Origin of the sequence: Loktanella sp. R86503, assembly GCF_042466455.1 — a bacterium.
Taxonomy (GTDB): domain Bacteria; phylum Pseudomonadota; class Alphaproteobacteria; order Rhodobacterales; family Rhodobacteraceae; genus Loktanella.
The window spans coordinates 1,998,687-2,018,060 of the sequence record NZ_JAXHCI010000002.1 but is presented as its reverse complement, the minus strand read 5'-3'; the positions used below and the strand labels follow the sequence as shown (position 1 = coordinate 2,018,060).

Sequence of the window (19,374 nt, the reverse complement as noted above, 5' to 3'; positions counted from 1 at the left end):
GCTTTGGCGCAGCGGCAGGATGCCTCCGGCGGGGATATTTAGGACCAGAAGAAGGTCAGACCGCGCCCAAAATCCGGATCAGTTGCAAAAGATCATAGCTTTGATCCGGCAGGGCGATGATCTGGTTGTCGAAGACAGCGTAATTTTGGCCTTCGCTCAGTGCGGGCAGATTGTAGCTGTTTATCAGCTGCTCTTGCGTCAGGGCCGCATCTGGCAGGACCGTGATATTGTCGGCAAGGGTCGGGCGGGCTGCCAGCGTATTGATCGTCATCAGCTTTTCGAAGTCTTGTGCGCTGAGCAGAACCGGGCGACCGTCGATCACGGCATAGCGTTTGCCTTCGGGCTCTGCCGGCAGGTCGAAAATGTCGCGGATCTGCGCTGAGCTCAGGGCTGTGCCGCGCGGTGCATCCGGGGCGGGAACAGCAGGGGTGTAGTCGGTCCAGCGGTCGTCAAAGACGCCGCGAAGTGTATCTTGATCATAGCCGGCCCAGTCCTGATAGGTAACACCCTTTTTCGCAAGGCCAGGTGGCACACAGGGGGGGTCTTTTTTTGCAAGGCCCGGCGGGCAGTTGGCGATAGTCTGATAGTCGTTTTCGGTAAACTGCGCGGCGTCCATGTCAGGGGTCAGATAGATCAGGCCGCTGGCTGCGGCGATGCCGGTTGCGATGCGGGCCAAGTCAGCGTTGCCGCCGCGGGCGTTATCGTTGCTGCGGTTACGGTCTGCGCGGTCATGCTTTTTACCGTTTCCGTTACCGCGACCGTTGCCATTGTTGCCCTGTCCGTTGCCTTTGCCCTTCGCCTCGGCCACGAATGGCATGGCGGTCAGGGCTGCGATGGCGGTGAATGTGACGATGCTTTTCATCTGTCGCGTCTTTCTTGTGACTGGTTCACCGGAAAAACGCGGGTCTGGCGCGCCGTTCCGGCGCGCCAGACCCGTCGGCGGTTATCCGCGACTGCGGGCGGAAAAGCGCGGCAACATGGCGGAAAAATCGCGGCCTGCGCCGTCTTCGCGATTCACGAACCGGTCGTAAAGTGCGCGGGCAGCTTCGCCAAGCGGGGTGTCGGCGTCTGCGGATTTTGCTGCGGCCTGCGCCAAGGTCAGGTCCTTGAGCATCAGGTCAGCCGCAAAGCCCGGCTTGTAATCGTTATCCGCGGGGGAGGTTGGCCCCACGCCGGGGGCGGGGCAGTAGGCGTTCATGCTCCAGCTAGAGCCGGAGGAGGTGCTGACGACGTCGAACATCGCCTGGCGGTCAAGGCCAAGGCGGTCGGCCAGATTGAACGCCTCGCAGGTGGCGATCATGGTGACGCCAAGGATCATGTTGTTGCAGATCTTGGCCGCCTGGCCATTTCCTGCGTGGCCGCAATGTACAACCTTTTGGCCCATGATGTCGAACAGCGGTTTGCAGGTGTCGAAGGCCTGCTGCGGCCCGCCTGCCATAAAGGTGAGGGTTCCATTTGTTGCGCCGCCGATGCCGCCAGATACCGGGGCGTCGATTGCCAGAAGTCCGGCGTCGACGGCGGCCTGCGCGACGTGCCGTGCGCTGTCCACATCCACGGTAGAACAGTCCAGATGTACCGCGCCCGGTTTCATTGCGGCATGGATTTCAGCGGCGACGCTGCGCAGGATGGTGCCGTTGGGCAGCATGGTGATCACGACATCTGCGCCCTTTGCCGCTTCGGCTGCGCTGCCGGCTATGGTCATGCCGTCGGGCCGGGCTTGCGTGTCGAAGCCGGTGACACTGTGGCCGGCCTCGATCAGGTTCGCGCCCATGGGCGCGCCCATGTTGCCAAGGCCGATGAATGCGATGTTCATAAAAAAGTCTCCGGGTAGAGGGCGTCGGGGCCAAGGGGCGCGGTCAGGGCCGCGATGTCGTCTGCGGGCACGTCCCAACTGGTGTGTCGCCATTTTGGGCTGCGGTCGCGGTCAATGATCGCGGCGCGGATGCCTTCAAGCAGGTCGGACACCTGCTGACTGCGAAACGTGTAGCGAAATTCGTGGGTCAGGGCCGTGTGAATGGTAGGGTCCGCACGCACCGCTCGCACGATCTGCAAGGTGCAGGCCATAGAAAGGGGCGAGTTCCGTTCCATCAGATCAAGCGCATTGGTGATCGGTGCGGGCGGTACTGCGGCGGGCTGCTGGCGGATAGCCGGCAGATCGGCCGCTGCAAAGACGTTGTCGATATCGCTGCGCCAGGCGGCCAGTTTGCTTTGCGGTGCGGGCAGGGCGGCGGCCTGCACGGCGCTGGCATCACCGTCTGTGCACAGGGCTGCGATCAGGTCCGGCCAGGCGCTGTTCGGGGTCAGGTGGTCGGCAAAGCCGGCATAGATCGCATCCCCCGCGTCCATCCGGTATCCCGTCAGCCCCAGAAATTCCCCCAAACGCCCCGGCGCGCGCGCCAAAAGAAGTGTAGAGCCGACGTCGGGGACCAAACCGATGCCGCATTCGGGCAGGGCGACACGGGTGCTGTCGTCCACGACGCGGTGGCTGCAATGGCCGCCGATCCCTACGCCGCCGCCCATAACAAAGCCTTGCATCAGCGCGACGATGGGCTTGTCATAGCCAGCGATCATGGCGTTCAGGCGGTATTCATCGCGCCAGAACCGCCGCGCGGGGCCGTAATCGCCAGCGGTGCCTGTCGCATAGATCTGCGCGATATCGCCGCCGGCGCAGAAGGCCTTGGGCCCGGCGGCGTCGATGATAATTAGGGCTATGGCGTCGTCGGTGCGCCAGCGGGTCAGCGCATCTTCGATCTGGATCACCATGTCCCAGGTCAGTGCGTTCAGTGCCTTTTCCCGCGTCAGGGTAATGCGGCCAGCGCGGCCTTGGGTGCGGATATCGACGTCGTTCATGCCGATACCATGTCGCGGGCGACGATCATGCGCATAATTTCGTTCGTGCCTTCCAGAATTTGGTGAACCCGCAAATCGCGGACGATTTTTTCGATCCCGTAGTCCGCCAGATAGCCGTAGCCGCCGTGGAGTTGCAGGCATTGATCAGCGACTTGTGATCCGGTTTCGGTCACCAGCTTTTTGGCCATGGCGCAGAAACGGGTTGCGTCGGGTGCGCCGGTATCCAGCTTCCATGCGGCCTGCCGCAAAAAGATGCGCGCCGATTGCAAGGCGATTTCCATATCGGCAAGGCGGAATTGCAGCGCCTGAAACTGGTCGATGGATTTACCAAAAGCCTTGCGGTCGGCCATATAGGCGCGGGTCTGGTCCAGCGCCGATTGCGCGGCCCCAAGCGAGCAGGCGGCAATGTTAAGCCGTCCGCCATCAAGCCCCTTCATCGCGTAGGTAAAGCCTTTGCCAAGTTCGCCAAGCAAGTTACCGGCAGGAACGGTGCATGCGTCCAGTTGCACCTGCCGGGTGGGCTGACTGCGCCATCCCATCTTATCCTCCAGCCCGCCATAGCTGAGGCCCTTTGATCCATCCGTCACGACAAAGGCACTGATGCCCTTGGGGCCTGCGTCGCCGCTGCGGGCCATGACGATATAAGCGTCCGAGTATCCCGCGCCAGAGATGAAGGCCTTGGTTCCCGTCAGGGCGTATCCCGCGTCCGTCGGCACCGCTTTCGTCTTCAGCGCGGCGGCGTCCGATCCGCTGGCCGGTTCGGTCAGGCAATAGGACAACACAGTGTCCATACTCAGCGCGCCGGGTAGCAGCCATGCCTTCAGGTCGTCGCTGCCGAACTGGTCGATCATGCGCGCGCACATGTTGTGGATCGACAGGAAGGCGGCGACCGACGGGCAGGCCATCGACAGCGCCTCAAATACTAGCGTCGCGTCCAGCCGGCTTAGGTCGGTGCCGCCGGACTTTTCGGAAACGTAAAGCCCGCCGAATCCCAGCTCTGCCAGCTTGGGCCACAATTCACGGGGAATGGTGCCGTCTTTTTCCCATTGCCGGGCGAAAGGCGCGATATGCTCTGCCCCGCAGGCTTGCGCCATGTCAAAAATCGCCGTCTGCTCTTGGCTCAGTGCAAAATCCATCGTTTCCCCCGCATTGCCGCGCGCATGAATTGAACGTGCGTTCAGAAAAAGGATGCCGAAGGCTTTGCGTTTTGTCAAAAAGATAAAGCCCGCATCCGAACTTGGGACGGATGCGGGCCGCACCGGGGCAGGGGCTGCATTGGGGGCAGCCCGGATCTGGCCGGATATCAAGCGGGCTCAGGCCCGCCGTGCGCAGATATCCACGAAGAACGCACGAAATGGTTTCATGAATTTTAACGAAATGTTTGTCGTTTCGCTTGAATGTGAAAAAGGCGCATCCGTTTCAGGATGCGCCTTTAATCTGGTTTTATAAACGGTGGGTTAGTCCATCGGTTTGAAGTTCAGCGCAGCGCCGTCCTTGATACCCGACGGCCAGCGGGATGTGACGGTTTTGGTGCGGGTATAGAATTTAAAAGCGTCCGGACCGTGCTGGTTCAGGTCGCCAAAGACGGATTTTTTCCACCCGCCAAAGGTATGATAGGCCAGTGGCACGGGAATCGGCACGTTGATGCCGATCATGCCGACGTTGACGCGGCTGGCAAAGTCGCGGGCGGCGTCGCCATCGCGGGTAAAGATCGCGGTGCCGTTGCCCATTTCATGATCCATCGCCAGACCCAGCGCCTCTTCATAGTCGCCGGCACGCACAACCGACAGGACGGGTCCAAAGATTTCCTTTTGGTAAATGTCCATGTCCTTAGTGACGCGGTCAAACAGGTGCGGGCCGACGAAAAAGCCGTCTTCGTAGCCTTGCAGGCTGAAGTCACGGCCATCGACAACCAGTTCGGCACCCTGTGCCACGCCGGATTCGACCAGCTTGAGGATGTTCGCCTTGGCGGCTGCGGTGACAACGGGGCCGTAGTCCACGTCATTGCCGCCGGTGTAGGGGCCGACCTTTAGCGCGTCGATGCGGGGCTTGAGCTTTTCGATCAGCTTGTCGGCAGTTGCCTCGCCCACGGGGACGGCAACGGAAATTGCCATGCAGCGCTCGCCTGCTGCGCCGTAACCTGCGCCGATCAGCGCGTCTGCGGCCTGATCCATGTCTGCATCGGGCATGATGATCATGTGGTTTTTGGCACCGCCAAAGCACTGCACGCGCTTGCCCTGCGAACAGCCGCGGCCATAGATATATTCGGCGATCGGGGTCGAGCCGACAAAGCCGATCGACTGGATCACATCGTGGTCGATAATCGCATCAACAGCTTCTTTGTCGCCGTTGACGACTTGCAGGATGCCCTTGGGCAGGCCGGCCTCTTCCATTAGCTCGGCCAGCATCAGGGGAACGGACGGATCACGCTCGGACGGTTTGAGGATGAACGCGTTGCCGCAGGCGATGGCCGGGGCGAACATCCACATCGGGATCATGGCGGGAAAGTTGAACGGCGTGATGCCAGCGCAGACACCCAGCGCCTGCCGCATGGAATACATGTCGATGCCGGGGCCGGCGCCGTCGGTAAATTCACCCTTCAGAAGCTGCGGGGCACCGATGCAATATTCAACAACCTCCAGCCCGCGCTGCACATCGCCGGCGGCGTCGGGCAGGGTCTTGCCGTGCTCGCGCGACAGCGCCTCGGCCAGTTTGTCCATGTCGCGGTGCAGCAGGTCGACGAATTTCATCATCACGCGGGCGCGGCGCTGCGGATTGACGGCGGCCCACTTGGGCTGGGCCGCGGCGGCAAATTGAACGGCTTGGTCCATTTCGGCGGCGTTGGCCAGCGGCACGCGGGCCTGCACTTCGCCAGTGGCGGGGTTGTAGACATCGGCAAAGCGGCCAGAGGTGCCAGCAACGTGGGCACCGTTGATGTAATGGGTCAGGTCTTGCATGGGATTCTCCTGTTGTTGGACAGACCATAGTCTTGCGTTTTTGCGGGGAACAGGGCCAAGATGGCAAAGTTGATTTGCAAAAATGTAAGGATGATTGGTGCAGAACTGGGACGACATGCGTGTCTTTTTGGCTGTTGCGCGGGCGCAAAGCCTGTCCGGCGCAGCCCCGGCGCTGCGCATGGACCCCGCCACGCTGGGCCGCCGTATCGCACGGCTGGAAACATCCGTAGGCGCGGCCTTGTTCGTAAAATCTCCCCAAGGTTACGCCCTGACCGACCTTGGTGCGCGCATGGCAGAGGAGGCGGCGCAGGCCGAGGCGGCTTTGTTGCGCGCCACGGATCTGGGGCAAAGTCCCAGTAGCGGGCTTGCGGGGCAGATCCGTATCGGCGCGCCGGACGGCTGCGCGAACTATCTGCTGCCGCAGGTCTGTGCCGCGATCCAGGCCGCGAACCCGGATCTTGAGGTGCAAATCCTTGCCTTGCCCCGCGTTGTGAACCTGTCCCGGCGCGAGGCGGATATGGCTGTCACCGTCAGCCCGCCCGAAGCAGGGCGCCTGACCGTGCAAAAAATTGTCGATTACAAACTGCACCTTGCGCAGCACGTCGATCTGGCCGTGCCGGCGGGGCTGGCCGATCTAAAGGGCAGGGCCGTTGTCGGCTATATCCCCGATATGATCTTTGACTCCGCGCTGGATTATCTTGGCCCGCTGGCTGCAAACGGGGTGCAGCTGGCCAGCAATTCGGTCAGCGTTCAGCTGCAAATGCTGCGGGCCAAGGCGGGCATCGGCATCGCCCACGACTTTGCGCTGGCCTTTGCCCCAGAGGTGCGGCGCGTCCTGGCGAATGATCTGTCGCTGACGCGATCCTTTTATCTGGTGCGGCACACCGCTGACCGCCGGTCTGACAGGCTACAGCGTTTCGCCGCCGCCCTGACAGAAGGCTTGCGGGCAGAGGTGCTGCGTCTGGAATCATTGACAGGCACGCCTGCGGTCTGAAACGCTGGAGATACGCGCTGTAACGGGAGGATAGCCATGCTTGTACAACAGATTCTCAGCTCCAAACCCTCGGGAGAGATGTTTTGGGTCAAGCCGGGGGATCGCGTTTCTGATGCGGCCAAGATCATGTCGGACAACCGGATCGGCACCGTGATCGTCAGCAAAGACGGCAAATCCCTGCTTGGTATCCTGTCAGAGCGGGACATCGTGCGCCAGATCGGCAAGGGCGGTGCCGGGTGTCTGGACGATCAGGTCGATACGCTGATGACCAGCAAGATCATCACCTGCACGCCCGCCGACCGGTCCGACGCGGTTCTGGAAATGATGACAAATGGCCGTTTCCGCCACTTGCCGGTGATGAAGGACGGTGAAATGATCGGCCTGATTTCCATTGGCGATGTGGTCAAGGCGCGGCTGTCGCAACTTGCAATGGAAAACAACGCCTTGGAAGGCATGATTGCCGGTCACTGACGCTGCGCTGCGCCGGGTCGGCCTTGCAACCTGCCGTGAAATGCGGTTCTGCTGCGGTTGCGACATAATCTTGCGAGGCCGACCATGCGTATTGGGCTGTATCCCGGCACATTCGATCCCGTCACCCACGGGCACATTGATATCGTGCGGCGGGCCTGTTCGCTGGTCGATAAGCTGGTCATCGGGGTTGCGATCAACCGCGACAAGGGACCGCTATTCGACCTGAACGAGCGGGTCGAAATGGTCCGGTCAGAGGTCGTGCCCATCGGTGCGCCGCTGGGCACCGAAATCATCGTGCACCCCTTTGAAAACCTGCTGATCCATTGTGCCAAGGATGTTGGCGCAGGTGTGATCATCCGCGGCCTGCGCGCCGTGGCCGATTTTGAATACGAATTTCAAATGGTCGGCATGAACCGGTCGCTTGATAACTCGGTCGAGACGGTTTTTCTGATGGCCGATGCCAAAAATCAGGCTATCGCTAGCAAACTGGTCAAGGAAATCGCCCGGCTAAACGGCGATGTGTCCAAATTCGTCACGCCCGCCGTCGACGCCGCACTACACCGCAAATACGCGCAAAGCTGACCGGGACACGAAAAAGGCGGCAACTGCATCTGCAGTCGCCGCCCTCAGGCGCGATTGGTCATGGGATCAGCCGTAGACTGCTTGACGGGCGATTTGTGCCGCATTTTCGCGGTCGATATTCAGATCAAGCGCCACATCCAGCGGCATCGATTTGATTTCCTGCAGGGTGCGGGAATAGACGGCACGCTTTTCGATGGTCTTGCGGATCGTGTTGATCAGGGTCATGGCGTGTTCCTTTCATGTGATATGCAGTGTTCTTCTGCTAATCTATTTAAAGATGCTGCATCGCAGCACAACTGACACGATGGAAGACCCGCCTTGCGTTAAATGCAATGCGACCGCCCTGAATTTGCCTTGTTTGTGGGCAGCTTATGCGGGCAAGGCGATACGCAACGCAAAAGGGCCGCCCATAACGGACGGCCCTTTGCCTAATCGCGGGATGTGCCTTTTAGATCAGCTTGCCCATGGCGACAGCCGTATCGGACATCCGGTTAGAGAAGCCCCATTCGTTGTCGTACCAGGTCAGGATGCGGACCATGTTACCCGCCATGACCTTGGTCTGGTCCATGTGGAAGGTGGACGAGGCTGGATCGTGGTTGAAGTCGGTGCTGACCATCGGCAGGTCCGTATAGGCCAGAACACCTTTCATCGGACCATCGGCAGCGGCGCGGATCGCATCGTTGATTTCTTCGACTGTGGTGTCGCGGCTGGCTTCGAAGGTCAGATCGACGACCGATACGTTGGGTGTCGGCACGCGGATCGCAACGCCGTCCAGCTTGCCGTTCAGTTCCGGCAAAACCAGGCCGACAGCCTTGGCTGCGCCAGTCGAGGTCGGGATCATCGACAGGGCTGCGGCGCGGGCGCGGTACAGGTCCTTGTGCATCGTATCCAGCGTCGGCTGGTCGCCGGTGTAGCTGTGGATCGTGGTCATGAAGCCTTTGGTGATACCGACAGTGTCGTTCAGCACCTTGGCGACAGGGGCCAGGCAGTTGGTGGTGCAGGATGCGTTAGACACGATCAGATCGTCTGTGGTCAGCGTGTCGTGGTTCACACCGTAAACGATGGTCTTGTCAGCATTCGCGCCGGGGGCGGAAATCAGCACGCGCTTTGCGCCGTTTTCCAGATGCGCCTGGCAGGCTTCTTTGGACGTAAAGATGCCTGTGCATTCCAGAACGACATCCACGTCGCCCCAAGGCAGGTCGGCCGGGTTGCGCAGCGCGGTCACGCGCATCGGCCCGCGGCCCGCGTCGATGGTGTCTTCGGTTGTCGTCACAGTGCCCGGAAAACGGCCATGGACCGAATCAAAGCGCAGCAGGTGGGCATTGGTTTCGACCGGACCCAGATCGTTGATCGCGATGACCTCGATATCGGTGCGGCCGGATTCGATGATCGCGCGCAGCACGTTGCGCCCGATACGTCCAAATCCGTTGATTGCGACTTTAACGGCCATGATGTCGTCCTTTATGAAGTGACTGAAGTTGGCGCGAACATTGCAATTTTCGCGCAAAGGTCAAGGGCTGCGCGTTATCGCCAGAAAGCCAGCCATTCGAGCATGTCATAGAATTTGCGCGCCAGATACAGGGGGGCGTCCAGATGAAGCACGAAATGATCCAGCGCAAAGAAGGCTGCGATAAAGATTACAAGGCCAATGGCGATCGCATTTGTCATGCGGGCTGTGTAATGGCGATTGGCCGCGCTGCCTAGCCATCACCGCTATTCCGCGATAGCCAAAGGGTTGCGAAGCGCCGCTCTTGGCCTAGGTTCGCAAAGACGTGATCAAAAGAAGGAAGACACAATGAGCGGCTTGCTGGCCCTGCTGGACGATGTTGCAGCAATTGCAAAGGTGGCTGCGGCCAGCGTGGACGACGTGATTGGACAGGCCGCCAAGGCCGGGTCCAAGGCCGCAGGTGCCGTGATCGACGATGCTGCGGTCAGCCCCAAATACGTGCAGGGCTTTGCCCCGGCGCGCGAACTGCCCATTGTGTGGAAAATCGCCCGCGGGTCGTTTTTCAACAAGCTCGTGATCCTGTTGCCGATCGCCATGCTGCTATCTGCCTTTGCCCCTTGGGCGATTCCGCCCTTGCTGATGCTTGGCGGGGCCTATCTGTGCTTTGAAGGCGCGGAAAAAATTGTCCACGCCTTCTCTCATAATGATGCCCATTCCAAGGCAACGGGGGATCCCGCCCACCTGGAAGAGGCAAAGGTTCAGGGCGCGATCAAAACCGACTTTATCCTCAGCGCAGAGATCATGACGATCTCTCTTGCCGCCATCACGGTCGATAGCATCTGGATGCAGGGCGTCGTTCTTGCGGTCGTGGGCATCGCGATCACCGTCGCGGTTTACGGCGCAGTCGCAGCCATCGTCAAAGCTGACGATCTGGGCCTGCTGATGGCGGGCAGCGGCCGCCTTGGCATCACCCGTGCCTTGGGGCGCGGGATCGTGCACTGGATGCCGACATTCCTGTTTGTTCTGACATGGGTCGGCACGGCGGCCATGCTTTGGGTCGGCGGGCAGATTATCGTGCACGGGCTTGGCCAGCTGGGCTTTCACGGGCCAGAGGATCTGATCCACGGCTGGGCGGTTGCTGTGGGCCAACTGGTGCCTGCCGGTTACGCCGGCGCTGTGCAATGGATCGCAACAGCCTTCTGTGACGGTGTGCTGGGCTTTATCCTCGGCCTGCTGATCATCCCGCTGGTCAACTACGTCATCGCGCCGATCTACCGCACCGTCCGTCCCGCATGACCAACCTGGCCCTGCTTGGCGCGCGTCTGCTGATCGGGGCCCTGCTGGTCGGCGGCGCTGTGCAAAAGACGCTTTCTCCGGGGGATGCCGGCGGCATGCTGGTCGATTTTGGCCTACCTTTCGCACTGATCTGGCCAGCATTGATCTATGACGCAGCGGCGGGGCTGGCGCTTTGGATCGGGGTCGGCGTGCGGCCTGTCGCAGTGTCAGCCGCGGCCTATTGCGCGCTGACCAGCATATTTCACCTGCAGGTCTTCACCGCGACGGGGGACGCCTGGCAAATGACAATCTTCGTCAAGAACTGGGCCATAGCAGGCGGCTGCCTGGCCCTGGCTGTTGCCGGATCGGGCACTGTGGCGCTACGGGCGGACCGCCCATGAAGTCCTTGCTGGCAGAGCTTTACAGCGGCCATTCGGACCGGGCCGTCACATTTCGCTATGCGCTTGTGGCGTTCGATCTGCTAACCGTAATCTTCGTCATCGTCACATCATTCTTTGAACCAAACAGACTGGTCCTCGTCCTCGACCTGACATTCGGTGCGATCATACTTGTCGATTTCTTGGCGCGCGGCTGGATCGAAAACCAACGCCTGCGCGCCATGCTGCGCCTGACCACATGGGCCGATTTGGCCGCGATCATCAGCTTTCTGGCCCCGGTTGTCACAGGGCAGGCGCTGGCCTTCCTGCGGGTGTTGCGCACCCTGCGCCTGCTGCGCAGTTACGAGCTATTGTCCCGCCTGCGCCGCGACAGCAAATGGTTCCGCGAACGCGAAGATATCATCCTCGCCGTCACCAATCTGATTGTGTTTTTATTCATCATGACGGGCCTGATCTATGCCAGCCAGGTCAATATCAATGACCAGATCAACAACTATGCCGACGCCTTTTATTTTACTGTCACCACGCTGACGACAACAGGCTTTGGTGACATCACGCTCGACACCACATGGGGCCGGATGCTCGCCGTTGCGGTGATGATCATCGGGGTCTCGCTGTTCCTGCAAATGCTGCAGGTCCTTTTCCGGCCGCCCAAAGTGCGCCAGGAATGCCCGACCTGCGGCCTGATCCTGCACGACGCCGATGCGGTCCACTGCAAACACTGCGGTGAAACCATCCATATCCAGACCGAAGGCGCGATTTGACCCAGACCTTGCGCCAGGGTTCCCTTCTTCTGGTTTGAAATATCCCGGGGGTGCGGGGGCAGCGCCCCCGCGGATCGGCCCGGTGCGGCCGGGTCGATCCCCTCAACCGAACTTGCCGCTGAAACGCAAAAGGGCGCGCCGCAGCACGCCCCCTCGCATCATGCTCCGATAAGATCAGAGCAGGTTTTTCGCCTGCGCCACCACGTTCTCAGCGGTGATCCCGAACTTTTCGTACAGCACCTCTGCCGGGGCAGAGGCACCAAAGCCCTCCATGCCAACAAAGGCTGCCTTCTTGGCGTTGCCGCGCTCGCCCATTAGGATCATGTCCCAGGACTGGCGCACACCGGCCTCGATCGCGACGCGCACGGGGCCGGCGGGCAGGACCTTGCGGCGGGTCGCTTCGTCCTGCGCCAAGAAGATATCCATGCAGGGCATGGACACAACGCGGGTGCCGATGCCTTCGGCTTGCAGGGCCTCACGGGCCTTCAGCGCGATCTCAACTTCAGATCCGGTGGCGATCAGGATGACCTGACGCTTGCCTTCGGCGTCTGCCAGCACATAGCCGCCTTGGGCGGTCATGTTCTTGTTGGTGTGGACCTTGCGAACCGTCGGCAGGTTCTGGCGGGACAGGGCCAGCACAGACGGGGTCGTATCGGCGGTCAGGGCCAGCTCCCAGGCTTCGGCCGTCTCGACGCTGTCCGCAGGGCGGAACACATGGGTGTTCGGCGTCGCGCGCAGCATCGACAGATGCTCCACCGGCTGGTGGGTCGGGCCGTCTTCGCCAAGGCCGATGGAATCATGGGTCATGACGTAAACCGCAGGCACGCCCATCAGGGCGGACAGGCGCATCGCGCCGCGGGCGTAGTCGGTAAAGCACATGAACGTGCCGCCATAGGCGCGTGCGCCGCCGTGCAGCGCCATGCCGTTCATCGCAGCGGCCATGCCGTGTTCACGGATGCCGTAGTGGATGTAACGGCCCTTGCGGTTGTCCGGGGTGAACACGCCCATGTCGGCGGTCTTGGTATTGTTGGAACCGGTCAGGTCAGCGGATCCGCCGATGGTTTCGGGCATGATCGGGTTGATCACGGCCAATACGTTTTCGCTCGACTTGCGGGTCGCGACGGATTTCGCCTCTTCGCTGGCCTGCTTTTTGAAAGCGCGGATGGTGGCTGCCAGCTTCTTCGGCGCCTCGCCGCCCTGGGCGCGGGCGAATTCGGCCTGCTTGGCCGCCGACAGCTTTTCGACGCGGGCCTGCCATTCGGCGCGAGCCGTCTTGCCGCGCTCGGCGGTGGCTTCCCACTGGGCCTTGATGTCGGCGGGAACTTCGAACGCGCCAGCGGTCCAGCCGTAGGCCGCCTTGGCCGCCTTCATCTGGTCCGCATCCGTCAGCGCGCCATGACCCTTGGAGGTATCCTGCGCTGCGTGACCCAGTGCGATATGGGTCTTGCAGGCAATCATCGACGGGCGCTTGTCGGCCTTGGCGGCCACGATAGCGGCCTCAATCTCTTCCGGGTTGTGACCGTCGATAGCCTGCACATGCCAGCCAGAGGCGGCGAAACGCTCCATCTGGTTGGTTTTGTCGGCGATGGACACCTTGCCGTCGATGGTGATGTCGTTGTCGTCAAAGAACACGATCAGGTGCGACAGTTCCTGCATGCCGGCCAGGCCGATCGCCTCTTGGCTGATGCCTTCCATCAGGCAGCCGTCGCCGGCCATCACATAGGTGTGGTGGTTCACGATCGCCGTGCCCCAGGTCGCGCGCTGGATTTCCTCTGCGATGGCGAAGCCGACAGAGTTCGCAATGCCCTGACCCAGCGGGCCGGTCGTAACCTCGATGCCGCGGCCATGGCCGAATTCGGGATGGCCTGCGGTGCGCGCGCCCCACTGGCGGAAGTTCTTGATCTGCTCCAGCGGAAAATCTTCGTAGCCGGTCAAGTGCAGCAGCGCATACAGCAGCATCGACCCGTGGCCGGCCGACAGGATGAACCGGTCACGGTTGGCCCAATGGGGCGCAGCGGGGTCGAAATTCAGGTGGTTCGTGAACAACACCGTCGCCACATCGGCCATGCCCATCGGCATGCCAGAGTGGCCGGAGTTCGCGGCAGCAACCGCATCAAGCGTCAGGGCGCGGATGGCCGCAGCTTTCATCCAATGCTCGGGGTGGGCGGTGCGCAGAGCTGTAAGATCCATGGGGCAGGTCCTGTTCTAAGGCGTAAGACGCGGTTGAGAGTGTCATAACAGGGCAGAACCTAAGATCAAGCGGCCCTGAAATGACCCTGCGGCGTTTGTAGGGGCGTGCCGGATCGCTTAACCTTTGCGAAATCAGACGATTCGCGAAGCTGCGCGAGGACGGGACAGGAACGCCGCATGGATGATATCAAAGCACTCGAAACGCGGATCACCGACGCGCTGGACCGGATTGCCTGGCAGTTGTCCAAGCCCAAGGCTGCGCTTGTGGCAGAGGAGGGGCCAAGCAAGGCTGATCTGATCGCCCAGCTGGAAGACGAGCGCCGCGCGAATACCCAGCTAGAGGAGCGGGTCGGCAAGCTGAAGGCACGTCAGGACGGCCAGATTGCCGATCTAGAAAAGCGCGCCAGCGATCAGGCGGCGCAGATCGCGGCGCTGGATGTGCAACTGCAGCAACTGCGCGGGTCAAATGCGGATCTGACCGATGTCTGCGCCAAACTGCGGGCCGCGGCCGCTGACGGTGTGGCGGAGGCCGAACTGATCAATCGCGCGCTGATAGCGGAAGTCGACGGCCTGACCGCGCAGCGCAGCGCCGAGGCCGCAGAAGTTGCGGCCATTCTGTCGGACCTGAAACCGATGCTGCAGCAGGAGGCGTAAACCATGCCACAAGTCGAAATTACCATCGGTGGCCGGTCCTTCGAGGTCGCATGTCAGGAAGGCGAAGAGCAGTTCCTGATGACTGCCGCCAAAATGCTGGACACCGAGGCTGCGCATCTGTCGGCGCAGATCGGCCGGATGCCCGAAGGACGCATGTTGCTGATGGCGGGTCTGATGCTGGCCGACCGCACGGCTGGCCTGGAAGATCAGGTTCGCGCGCTGGAAGCCGAACAGGCCAATCTGCGGGCCCATATCGCAGAGGCGGCTGCCCGCCCTGCCGCGCGCATCGAAGTGCCCGTGATCCCGCAAGAGCTGCATGACGGTATGGCCGAAATCGCCGCCCGCGCCGAGGCACTGGCCGAACAGGCGGAACAAGCCGAGGTTTAAGGGTGAACCGCAGACCCTGCTGCCAGCAAAAAGGCCCCCGCTGCATTAGCGGGGGCCTTTTTGCTGTGCGCTAACCTGCCTGGCCGGATTTAGCCGTTGGCTTCGCGGATCTTGTCGGCGGCAGCCTGATCAAAGGCGATGTTGTTTTCCTTGAGCAGGGTGTCCAGCTCGCCGGACAGGGTCATTTCGGTGATGATGTCGCAGCCGCCGACGAATTCGCCGTTGACGTAAAGCTGGGGGATCGTCGGCCAGTCGGAATAATCCTTGATGCCCTGACGGATCGTGTCATCGGCCAGCACGTTCACATCGGTATATTCGACGCCCATAAAGTTCAGCACGCCTGCCACGCGGGACGAAAACCCGCATTGCGGCATCGTCTTGGTGCCTTTCATGAACAAAACGACAGTGTTGTTGGTGACGGTATCTTTGATCTGGTCGGAAGCGGTCATAGCGGTATCCTTTAAAAGCGGTGGCCGGCGCGGTGGCCGAATTTTTGGCAAAAATTCAGAGCGGGACGCCGGCGATGGGTTAGTCCGGTGCGCGGGTTGTCAGGGCGAGGGCGTGCAATTCGCCTGCAGAGCCGTCCATTTTACCCTTGAGCGCGGCATAGACGGCGCGCTGTTGCTGCACACGGTTCTTGCCGGCAAAGCTGGCGTCGATCACCTCAGCTGCGAAATGGGCACCATCGTCGCCTTGCACTGTAATCTTGGCGTCAGGGAAGCCTTCGCGCAGCAGGGTCTCGATCTCGTGGGCGGTGATGGCCATGGGGGCGTCCTTTGGTCGGGTTGGCTTAACTTATGAACGTGGCGGTGCAGGGGCAAGGGGCCCCTGCTGCGGTGATGCGGCTTTGTAGGGCCCCCTCCGGGGGGAGTTTATCTGGCCAGATGAATAAGCGGTCAGGCGACGGCATCGGCAAAGGCGCTGCGGTAGAGGTCGACAAGCGGGGCAAGCGGCGTGCTGCTTGCGCCAAAGGTCAGTTTGTCGCCGCCCGCTTTGCCGACAACTGTGATGGGCAGGCCCGCCTGGGCGGCGGCGGTCAACAGCGCCTCTGCCTGATCAAAGGTGGCGGCGATCAGATAGCGGGCCTGATCTTCGGCGAAGAGCTGGGCGGTGTCGTCAGTGTCCAGCGTGACGCCGACGCCGGCGGTTTGTGCCAATTCGAACGCTGCCAAAGCAAGGCCGCCGTCAGAGAGGTCGGTGCATGCGGTGATATTGGCGATGTTCGCGCGGATGAAGTCACCGTGGGCCGCTTCTGCCGCCAGATCGACGGGGGGAGCGTCGCCTTCGGCGCGGCCGAGGTGTTCAGCCAGAAGCGCGGTCTGGCCCATGTGGCCTGGCGTGTGGCCCAGCAGCAGCAGGGTGTGGCCGTCGGCCAGTGTGCCGCGAATGATCTGGTCGATATCCGCAATCAGGCCGACAGCGCCGATGGTGGGCGTGGGCAGGATGCCGGTTCCGTCGGTTTCGTTGTAAAGCGAGACGTTGCCGGAGACGATGGGCATGTCGAGCGCCTTGACTGCCTGACCGATGCCATCGATCGCGCCGACGAACTGGCCCATGATGCGCGGCTTTTCGGGATTGCCGAAGTTCATGTTGTCGGTCGTGGCCAATGGCTTTGCCCCGACGGCGGTCAGGTTGCGATAGGCTTCGGCGACGGCTTGTTTGCCGCCTTCGATCGGGTTGGCAAAGACATAGCGCGGCGTCACGTCAGAGGTGAAGGCCAGCGCCTTGGTCGTGCCGTGGATGCGGGTAATGCCAGCGCCGGCACCGGGGATACGCAGGGTGTCGCCCATGACCTGGCTGTCGTATTGTTCATAGACCCACGATTTGGCAGCATAATTTGGGCTGCCGATCAGGGAACGCAGGCCGGCGATGGGGTCGATGGCGGGGATATCGCCGACAGGGGCGGCCGCAGGCGTCGGTTCCCACGGGCGGTCATATTCGGGGGCGGATGAGGCGAGCTTGGACAGAGGCAGGTCGGCCTTCACCTCTCCGTTGTGGATGATGAGGAAGCGGTCTTCGGCGATGGTTTCGCCCACGATGGCGAAATCAAGGTCCCATTTGACGAAAACGGCGCGGGCTTCCGCCTCCAGCTCTGGCTTGAGGACCATCAGCATGCGTTCCTGGCTTTCAGACAGCATCATTTCATAGGCGGTCATGGCCTGTTCGCGCTGCGGGACGTCTTCCAGATTCAGGCGGATTCCAAGGCCGCCCTTGTCGCCCATTTCCACGGCAGAGCAGGTCAGACCGGCGGCACCCATGTCCTGAATGGAAATTACAGCACCTGTGGCCATCAGCTCCAGCGTGGCTTCCATCAGGCGCTTTTCGGTGAAGGGATCGCCAACCTGCACGGTGGGGCGCTTGTCTTCGATGGTGTCGTCGAATTCGGCCGAGGCCATCGTGGCACCGCCGACGCCGTCACGTCCGGTTTTCGCGCCAAGGTATACGACAGGCATGCCGACACCGGAGGCGGCAGAGTAGAAAATCTTGTCCGCATCCGCGAGGCCAGCGGCAAAAGCGTTCACGAGGCAGTTGCCGTTGTAGGAGGCGTCAAAGCGCACTTCCCCGCCGACTGTGGGCACGCCAAAGGCGTTGCCGTAACCGCCGACGCCCGCCACGACGCCGTTGACCAGCTGGCGGGTCTTGGGGTGGCTGGGCAGGCCAAAGGACAGCGAATTCATCGCAGCGATGGGCCGTGCGCCCATGGTGAAGACATCGCGAAGGATGCCGCCGACGCCCGTAGCCGCCCCCTGGTAGGGTTCGATGTAGGACGGGTGGTTGTGGCTCTCCATCTTGAAGACAACGGCCTGACCGTCACCGATATCGACGACGCCGGCGTTTTCGCCGGGGCCGCAGATGACCTGCGGGCCAGTGGTGGGCAGGGTGCGCAACCATTTCTTGGATGACTTGTAGGAACAATGTTCGTTCCACATCGCCGAAAAGATACCCAGTTCGGTAAAGTTCGGCGCGCGTCCGATGATCGACAGGATGCTTTCATACTCTTCAGGCTTCAGCCCGTGTGCGGCAATCAGGTCTGGTGTGATAATCGGATCTTGCATGGCGTCCCCCGGCAATAGCGTTGGGCTGCTTTTAGGCGAGGACGGCCGTAAGGGAAAGGCCTGCGCGTCATGCGGCGGTGCTGGCCGGGTGCAGGGACTAATAAGGGGGGCGGCCAACGGGCTGCGGACAAAAAAGTGCCGGGCACAATGGCCCGGCGAAGTCCAACAGGGAGGTGAGGTGACGGACAAAATGCCGCGTCGCCTCAATCAGTCAGATAGAGCCGCGAAATTAAGCAATCAAGAAAAAAGCTGGATTACTATTGCAATCCGGCTATGCACTGTGTGCATGACGCTACAACTTTGGCGAGTAAACGGGGGAGGGGCCGGGTTACGCGGGCTTGATCCGTGGCTCTGTCAGGTTGCGGACGCTTTTGCGGTGTTCGAAAATTTCGTCCTGAACGAAGTCACGAAACGCCATGATGCGGCGTGATTGGCGCAGCTCTTCAGGGTAGGCGAGGAAGACGGGCACTTCGCCGCTTTCGATTTCCGGCAGGCAGCGAACAAGGTGCGGGAAATCTTCGGTGACGTAATCAGGCAGCACGCCGACACCAAGGTTGTTGATCACGCCCTGCAGCACGCCAAAGTAGTTGTTGACCGTAAAGATCGACTGGACATCATGGCTGAGCAAGTGGTGGATCAGCGTCGATCCTGCGGTGACCTGCGTTGACGACAGCGCCTGACAGATCAGGCGATGGCCTTTAATTTCGCCAATGCGGTCCAGCGGCGGGCGCGTGTCCAGATAGGTCTGTGTTGCGTAAAGACGCATGCGGATGTTCATCAGACGCTTGCGGATCAGATCGGCCTGCGACGGTTCTTTCATACGGATGGCGACGTCGGCTTCGCGCATCGGCAGGTCAAGCACCCGCTCTTCCAGCATCAGGTCGATTTTGATGTCGGGGTAAAGTTCATAAAGTTTCGGCAAGCGCGGCGCGAGCCAGAGCGTGCCGAAGCCCGTTGTCGTAGTGACACGCAATTCGCCGAACACTTCTTCTTCGCTGTCGCGGATGCGAGCGGAGGCGGTTTCAAGGCGACGGTTCATCGATTTGGTGGCGTCGAACAGCAATTCGCCCTGTTCGGTCAGAATCAGGCCCCGCGCGTGGCGGTGGAAAAGCGTGGTGTTCAGCGACTCTTCCAAGGCTCTGATCTGGCGACTGACCGCGGATTGCGACAGGTGCAGCACATCACCCGCATGGGTCAGGGACCCTGCGTCAGCGACGGCGTGAAAGATTCGCAATTTATCCCAGTCCATCAAATTCCCATGGCGAATATGTTAGCGTTAAGCAATGCAACTTTATTGCTTATGAATCCTCACAAATCAATGAAGGCGATAGGGGAATATAACGCTTTGT

Annotated in this window: 20 protein-coding genes and 2 pseudogenes; 8 read left to right on the top strand and 14 right to left on the bottom strand. The window is 61.2% G+C overall.

Annotated elements, in window-relative coordinates; all coding sequences use genetic code 11:
* Nucleotides 1–55: 55 nt before the first annotated feature.
* From SJY10_RS10950 to SJY10_RS10930, 5 genes are all read right to left on the bottom strand, one after another.
* The gene (locus SJY10_RS10950; RefSeq protein WP_386682489.1) at nt 56–862 is read right to left on the bottom strand and encodes a hypothetical protein; all 807 of its coding nucleotides are present in this window, start codon (nt 860–862) and stop codon (nt 56–58) included.
* 81 nt (nt 863–943) lie between these two features.
* On the bottom strand, nt 944–1,813 hold the full coding sequence (gene mmsB, locus SJY10_RS10945) for a 3-hydroxyisobutyrate dehydrogenase (protein WP_386682487.1): 870 nt from the start codon (nt 1,811–1,813) through the stop codon (nt 944–946).
* On the bottom strand, nt 1,810–2,850 hold the full coding sequence (locus SJY10_RS10940) for an enoyl-CoA hydratase/isomerase family protein (protein ID WP_386682485.1): 1,041 nt from the start codon (nt 2,848–2,850) through the stop codon (nt 1,810–1,812). Before SJY10_RS10940 ends, mmsB begins: the two co-directional genes overlap by 4 nt.
* Nucleotides 2,847–3,986 (bottom strand): acyl-CoA dehydrogenase family protein, encoded by a 1,140-nt coding sequence (locus SJY10_RS10935; protein ID WP_386682483.1) that lies wholly within the window; start codon nt 3,984–3,986, stop codon nt 2,847–2,849. The genes SJY10_RS10940 and SJY10_RS10935 overlap by 4 nt, the downstream gene beginning before the upstream one ends.
* Nucleotides 3,987–4,307: 321 nt before the next feature.
* On the bottom strand, nt 4,308–5,807 hold the full coding sequence (locus tag SJY10_RS10930) for a CoA-acylating methylmalonate-semialdehyde dehydrogenase (RefSeq protein WP_386682481.1): 1,500 nt from the start codon (nt 5,805–5,807) through the stop codon (nt 4,308–4,310).
* 97 nt (nt 5,808–5,904) lie between these two features.
* On the opposite strand from SJY10_RS10930, the gene SJY10_RS10925 reads away from it, so the two are divergent.
* Together SJY10_RS10925 and SJY10_RS10920 are read left to right on the top strand one after the other, a co-directional pair.
* Complete coding sequence (locus SJY10_RS10925; RefSeq protein WP_386682479.1) at nt 5,905–6,801, top strand: LysR family transcriptional regulator; 897 nt, start codon at nt 5,905–5,907, stop codon at nt 6,799–6,801.
* A 36-nt stretch (nt 6,802–6,837) separates the two neighbouring features.
* A pseudogene (locus SJY10_RS10920) lies at nt 6,838–7,203 on the top strand (CBS domain-containing protein); the annotation flags it as partial.
* On the opposite strand, the pseudogene SJY10_RS10915 reads toward SJY10_RS10920, so the two are convergent.
* Nucleotides 7,165–7,338 (bottom strand): annotated as a pseudogene (locus SJY10_RS10915) (hypothetical protein); the annotation flags it as partial. The pseudogenes SJY10_RS10920 and SJY10_RS10915 sit on opposite strands and share 39 nt — an antisense overlap.
* An 18-nt stretch (nt 7,339–7,356) precedes the next feature.
* Here SJY10_RS10915 and coaD point away from each other — a divergent pair.
* Nucleotides 7,357–7,854, top strand: coding sequence for a pantetheine-phosphate adenylyltransferase (gene coaD, locus SJY10_RS10910; RefSeq protein WP_386682477.1), 498 nt, complete (start codon nt 7,357–7,359; stop codon nt 7,852–7,854).
* A 66-nt stretch (nt 7,855–7,920) separates the two neighbouring features.
* Here coaD and SJY10_RS10905 read toward each other — a convergent pair whose 3' ends face one another.
* The 3 genes from SJY10_RS10905 to SJY10_RS10895 all read right to left on the bottom strand — a co-directional run bounded on the left by SJY10_RS10905 (nt 7,921) and on the right by SJY10_RS10895 (nt 9,522).
* Nucleotides 7,921–8,079 (bottom strand): hypothetical protein, encoded by a 159-nt coding sequence (locus SJY10_RS10905; RefSeq protein WP_386682475.1) that lies wholly within the window; start codon nt 8,077–8,079, stop codon nt 7,921–7,923.
* Between the two features lie 223 nt (nt 8,080–8,302).
* Nucleotides 8,303–9,304, bottom strand: a complete 1,002-nt coding sequence (gene gap, locus SJY10_RS10900; protein ID WP_386682473.1) for a type I glyceraldehyde-3-phosphate dehydrogenase — start codon at nt 9,302–9,304, stop codon at nt 8,303–8,305.
* A 74-nt stretch (nt 9,305–9,378) separates the two neighbouring features.
* Nucleotides 9,379–9,522: a hypothetical protein gene (locus SJY10_RS10895; RefSeq protein ID WP_386682471.1), complete on the bottom strand. Its 144-nt coding sequence runs from the start codon at nt 9,520–9,522 to the stop codon at nt 9,379–9,381.
* 127 nt (nt 9,523–9,649) lie between these two features.
* On the opposite strand from SJY10_RS10895, the gene SJY10_RS10890 reads away from it, so the two are divergent.
* Genes SJY10_RS10890 through SJY10_RS10880 form a run of 3 tightly spaced genes read left to right on the top strand, consistent with a single transcriptional unit; the run spans nt 9,650 to nt 11,738 of the window.
* Nucleotides 9,650–10,597 carry a DUF808 domain-containing protein gene (locus tag SJY10_RS10890; protein WP_386682469.1) on the top strand — a complete coding sequence of 316 codons (948 nt, stop codon included), beginning with the start codon at nt 9,650–9,652 and terminating at the stop codon, nt 10,595–10,597.
* On the top strand, nt 10,594–10,977 hold the full coding sequence (locus SJY10_RS10885; RefSeq protein ID WP_386682467.1) for a DoxX family protein: 384 nt from the start codon (nt 10,594–10,596) through the stop codon (nt 10,975–10,977). The genes SJY10_RS10890 and SJY10_RS10885 overlap by 4 nt, the downstream gene beginning before the upstream one ends.
* Nucleotides 10,974–11,738, top strand: coding sequence for a potassium channel family protein (locus SJY10_RS10880; RefSeq protein WP_386682465.1), 765 nt, complete (start codon nt 10,974–10,976; stop codon nt 11,736–11,738). The genes SJY10_RS10885 and SJY10_RS10880 overlap by 4 nt, the downstream gene beginning before the upstream one ends.
* 174 nt (nt 11,739–11,912) lie before the next feature.
* Here SJY10_RS10880 and tkt read toward each other — a convergent pair whose 3' ends face one another.
* Nucleotides 11,913–13,928, bottom strand: a complete 2,016-nt coding sequence (gene tkt / locus SJY10_RS10875; protein WP_386682464.1) for a transketolase — start codon at nt 13,926–13,928, stop codon at nt 11,913–11,915.
* 177 nt (nt 13,929–14,105) lie between these two features.
* Between tkt and SJY10_RS10870 the strand changes: the two genes are divergently transcribed.
* A complete protein-coding gene (locus SJY10_RS10870) occupies nt 14,106–14,582 on the top strand; it encodes a hypothetical protein (RefSeq protein ID WP_386682462.1) in 477 nt (158 codons plus the stop codon).
* 3 nt (nt 14,583–14,585) lie between these two features.
* Nucleotides 14,586–14,969 carry a cell division protein ZapA gene (locus SJY10_RS10865; protein ID WP_386682460.1) on the top strand — a complete coding sequence of 128 codons (384 nt, stop codon included), beginning with the start codon at nt 14,586–14,588 and terminating at the stop codon, nt 14,967–14,969.
* A gap of 89 nt (nt 14,970–15,058) precedes the next feature.
* Here SJY10_RS10865 and grxD read toward each other — a convergent pair whose 3' ends face one another.
* From grxD to SJY10_RS10845, 4 genes are all read right to left on the bottom strand, one after another.
* The gene (gene grxD / locus SJY10_RS10860) at nt 15,059–15,418 is read right to left on the bottom strand and encodes a Grx4 family monothiol glutaredoxin (RefSeq protein WP_386682458.1); all 360 of its coding nucleotides are present in this window, start codon (nt 15,416–15,418) and stop codon (nt 15,059–15,061) included.
* A gap of 79 nt (nt 15,419–15,497) precedes the next feature.
* Nucleotides 15,498–15,734 carry a BolA/IbaG family iron-sulfur metabolism protein gene (locus SJY10_RS10855; RefSeq protein ID WP_386682456.1) on the bottom strand — a complete coding sequence of 79 codons (237 nt, stop codon included), beginning with the start codon at nt 15,732–15,734 and terminating at the stop codon, nt 15,498–15,500.
* A gap of 131 nt (nt 15,735–15,865) precedes the next feature.
* Complete coding sequence (purL, locus tag SJY10_RS10850; protein WP_386682454.1) at nt 15,866–18,025, bottom strand: phosphoribosylformylglycinamidine synthase subunit PurL; 2,160 nt, start codon at nt 18,023–18,025, stop codon at nt 15,866–15,868.
* Nucleotides 18,026–18,353: 328 nt separating this feature from the next.
* A complete protein-coding gene (locus SJY10_RS10845) occupies nt 18,354–19,274 on the bottom strand; it encodes a LysR family transcriptional regulator (protein ID WP_386682452.1) in 921 nt (306 codons plus the stop codon).
* Nucleotides 19,275–19,374: the final 100 nt, after the last annotated feature.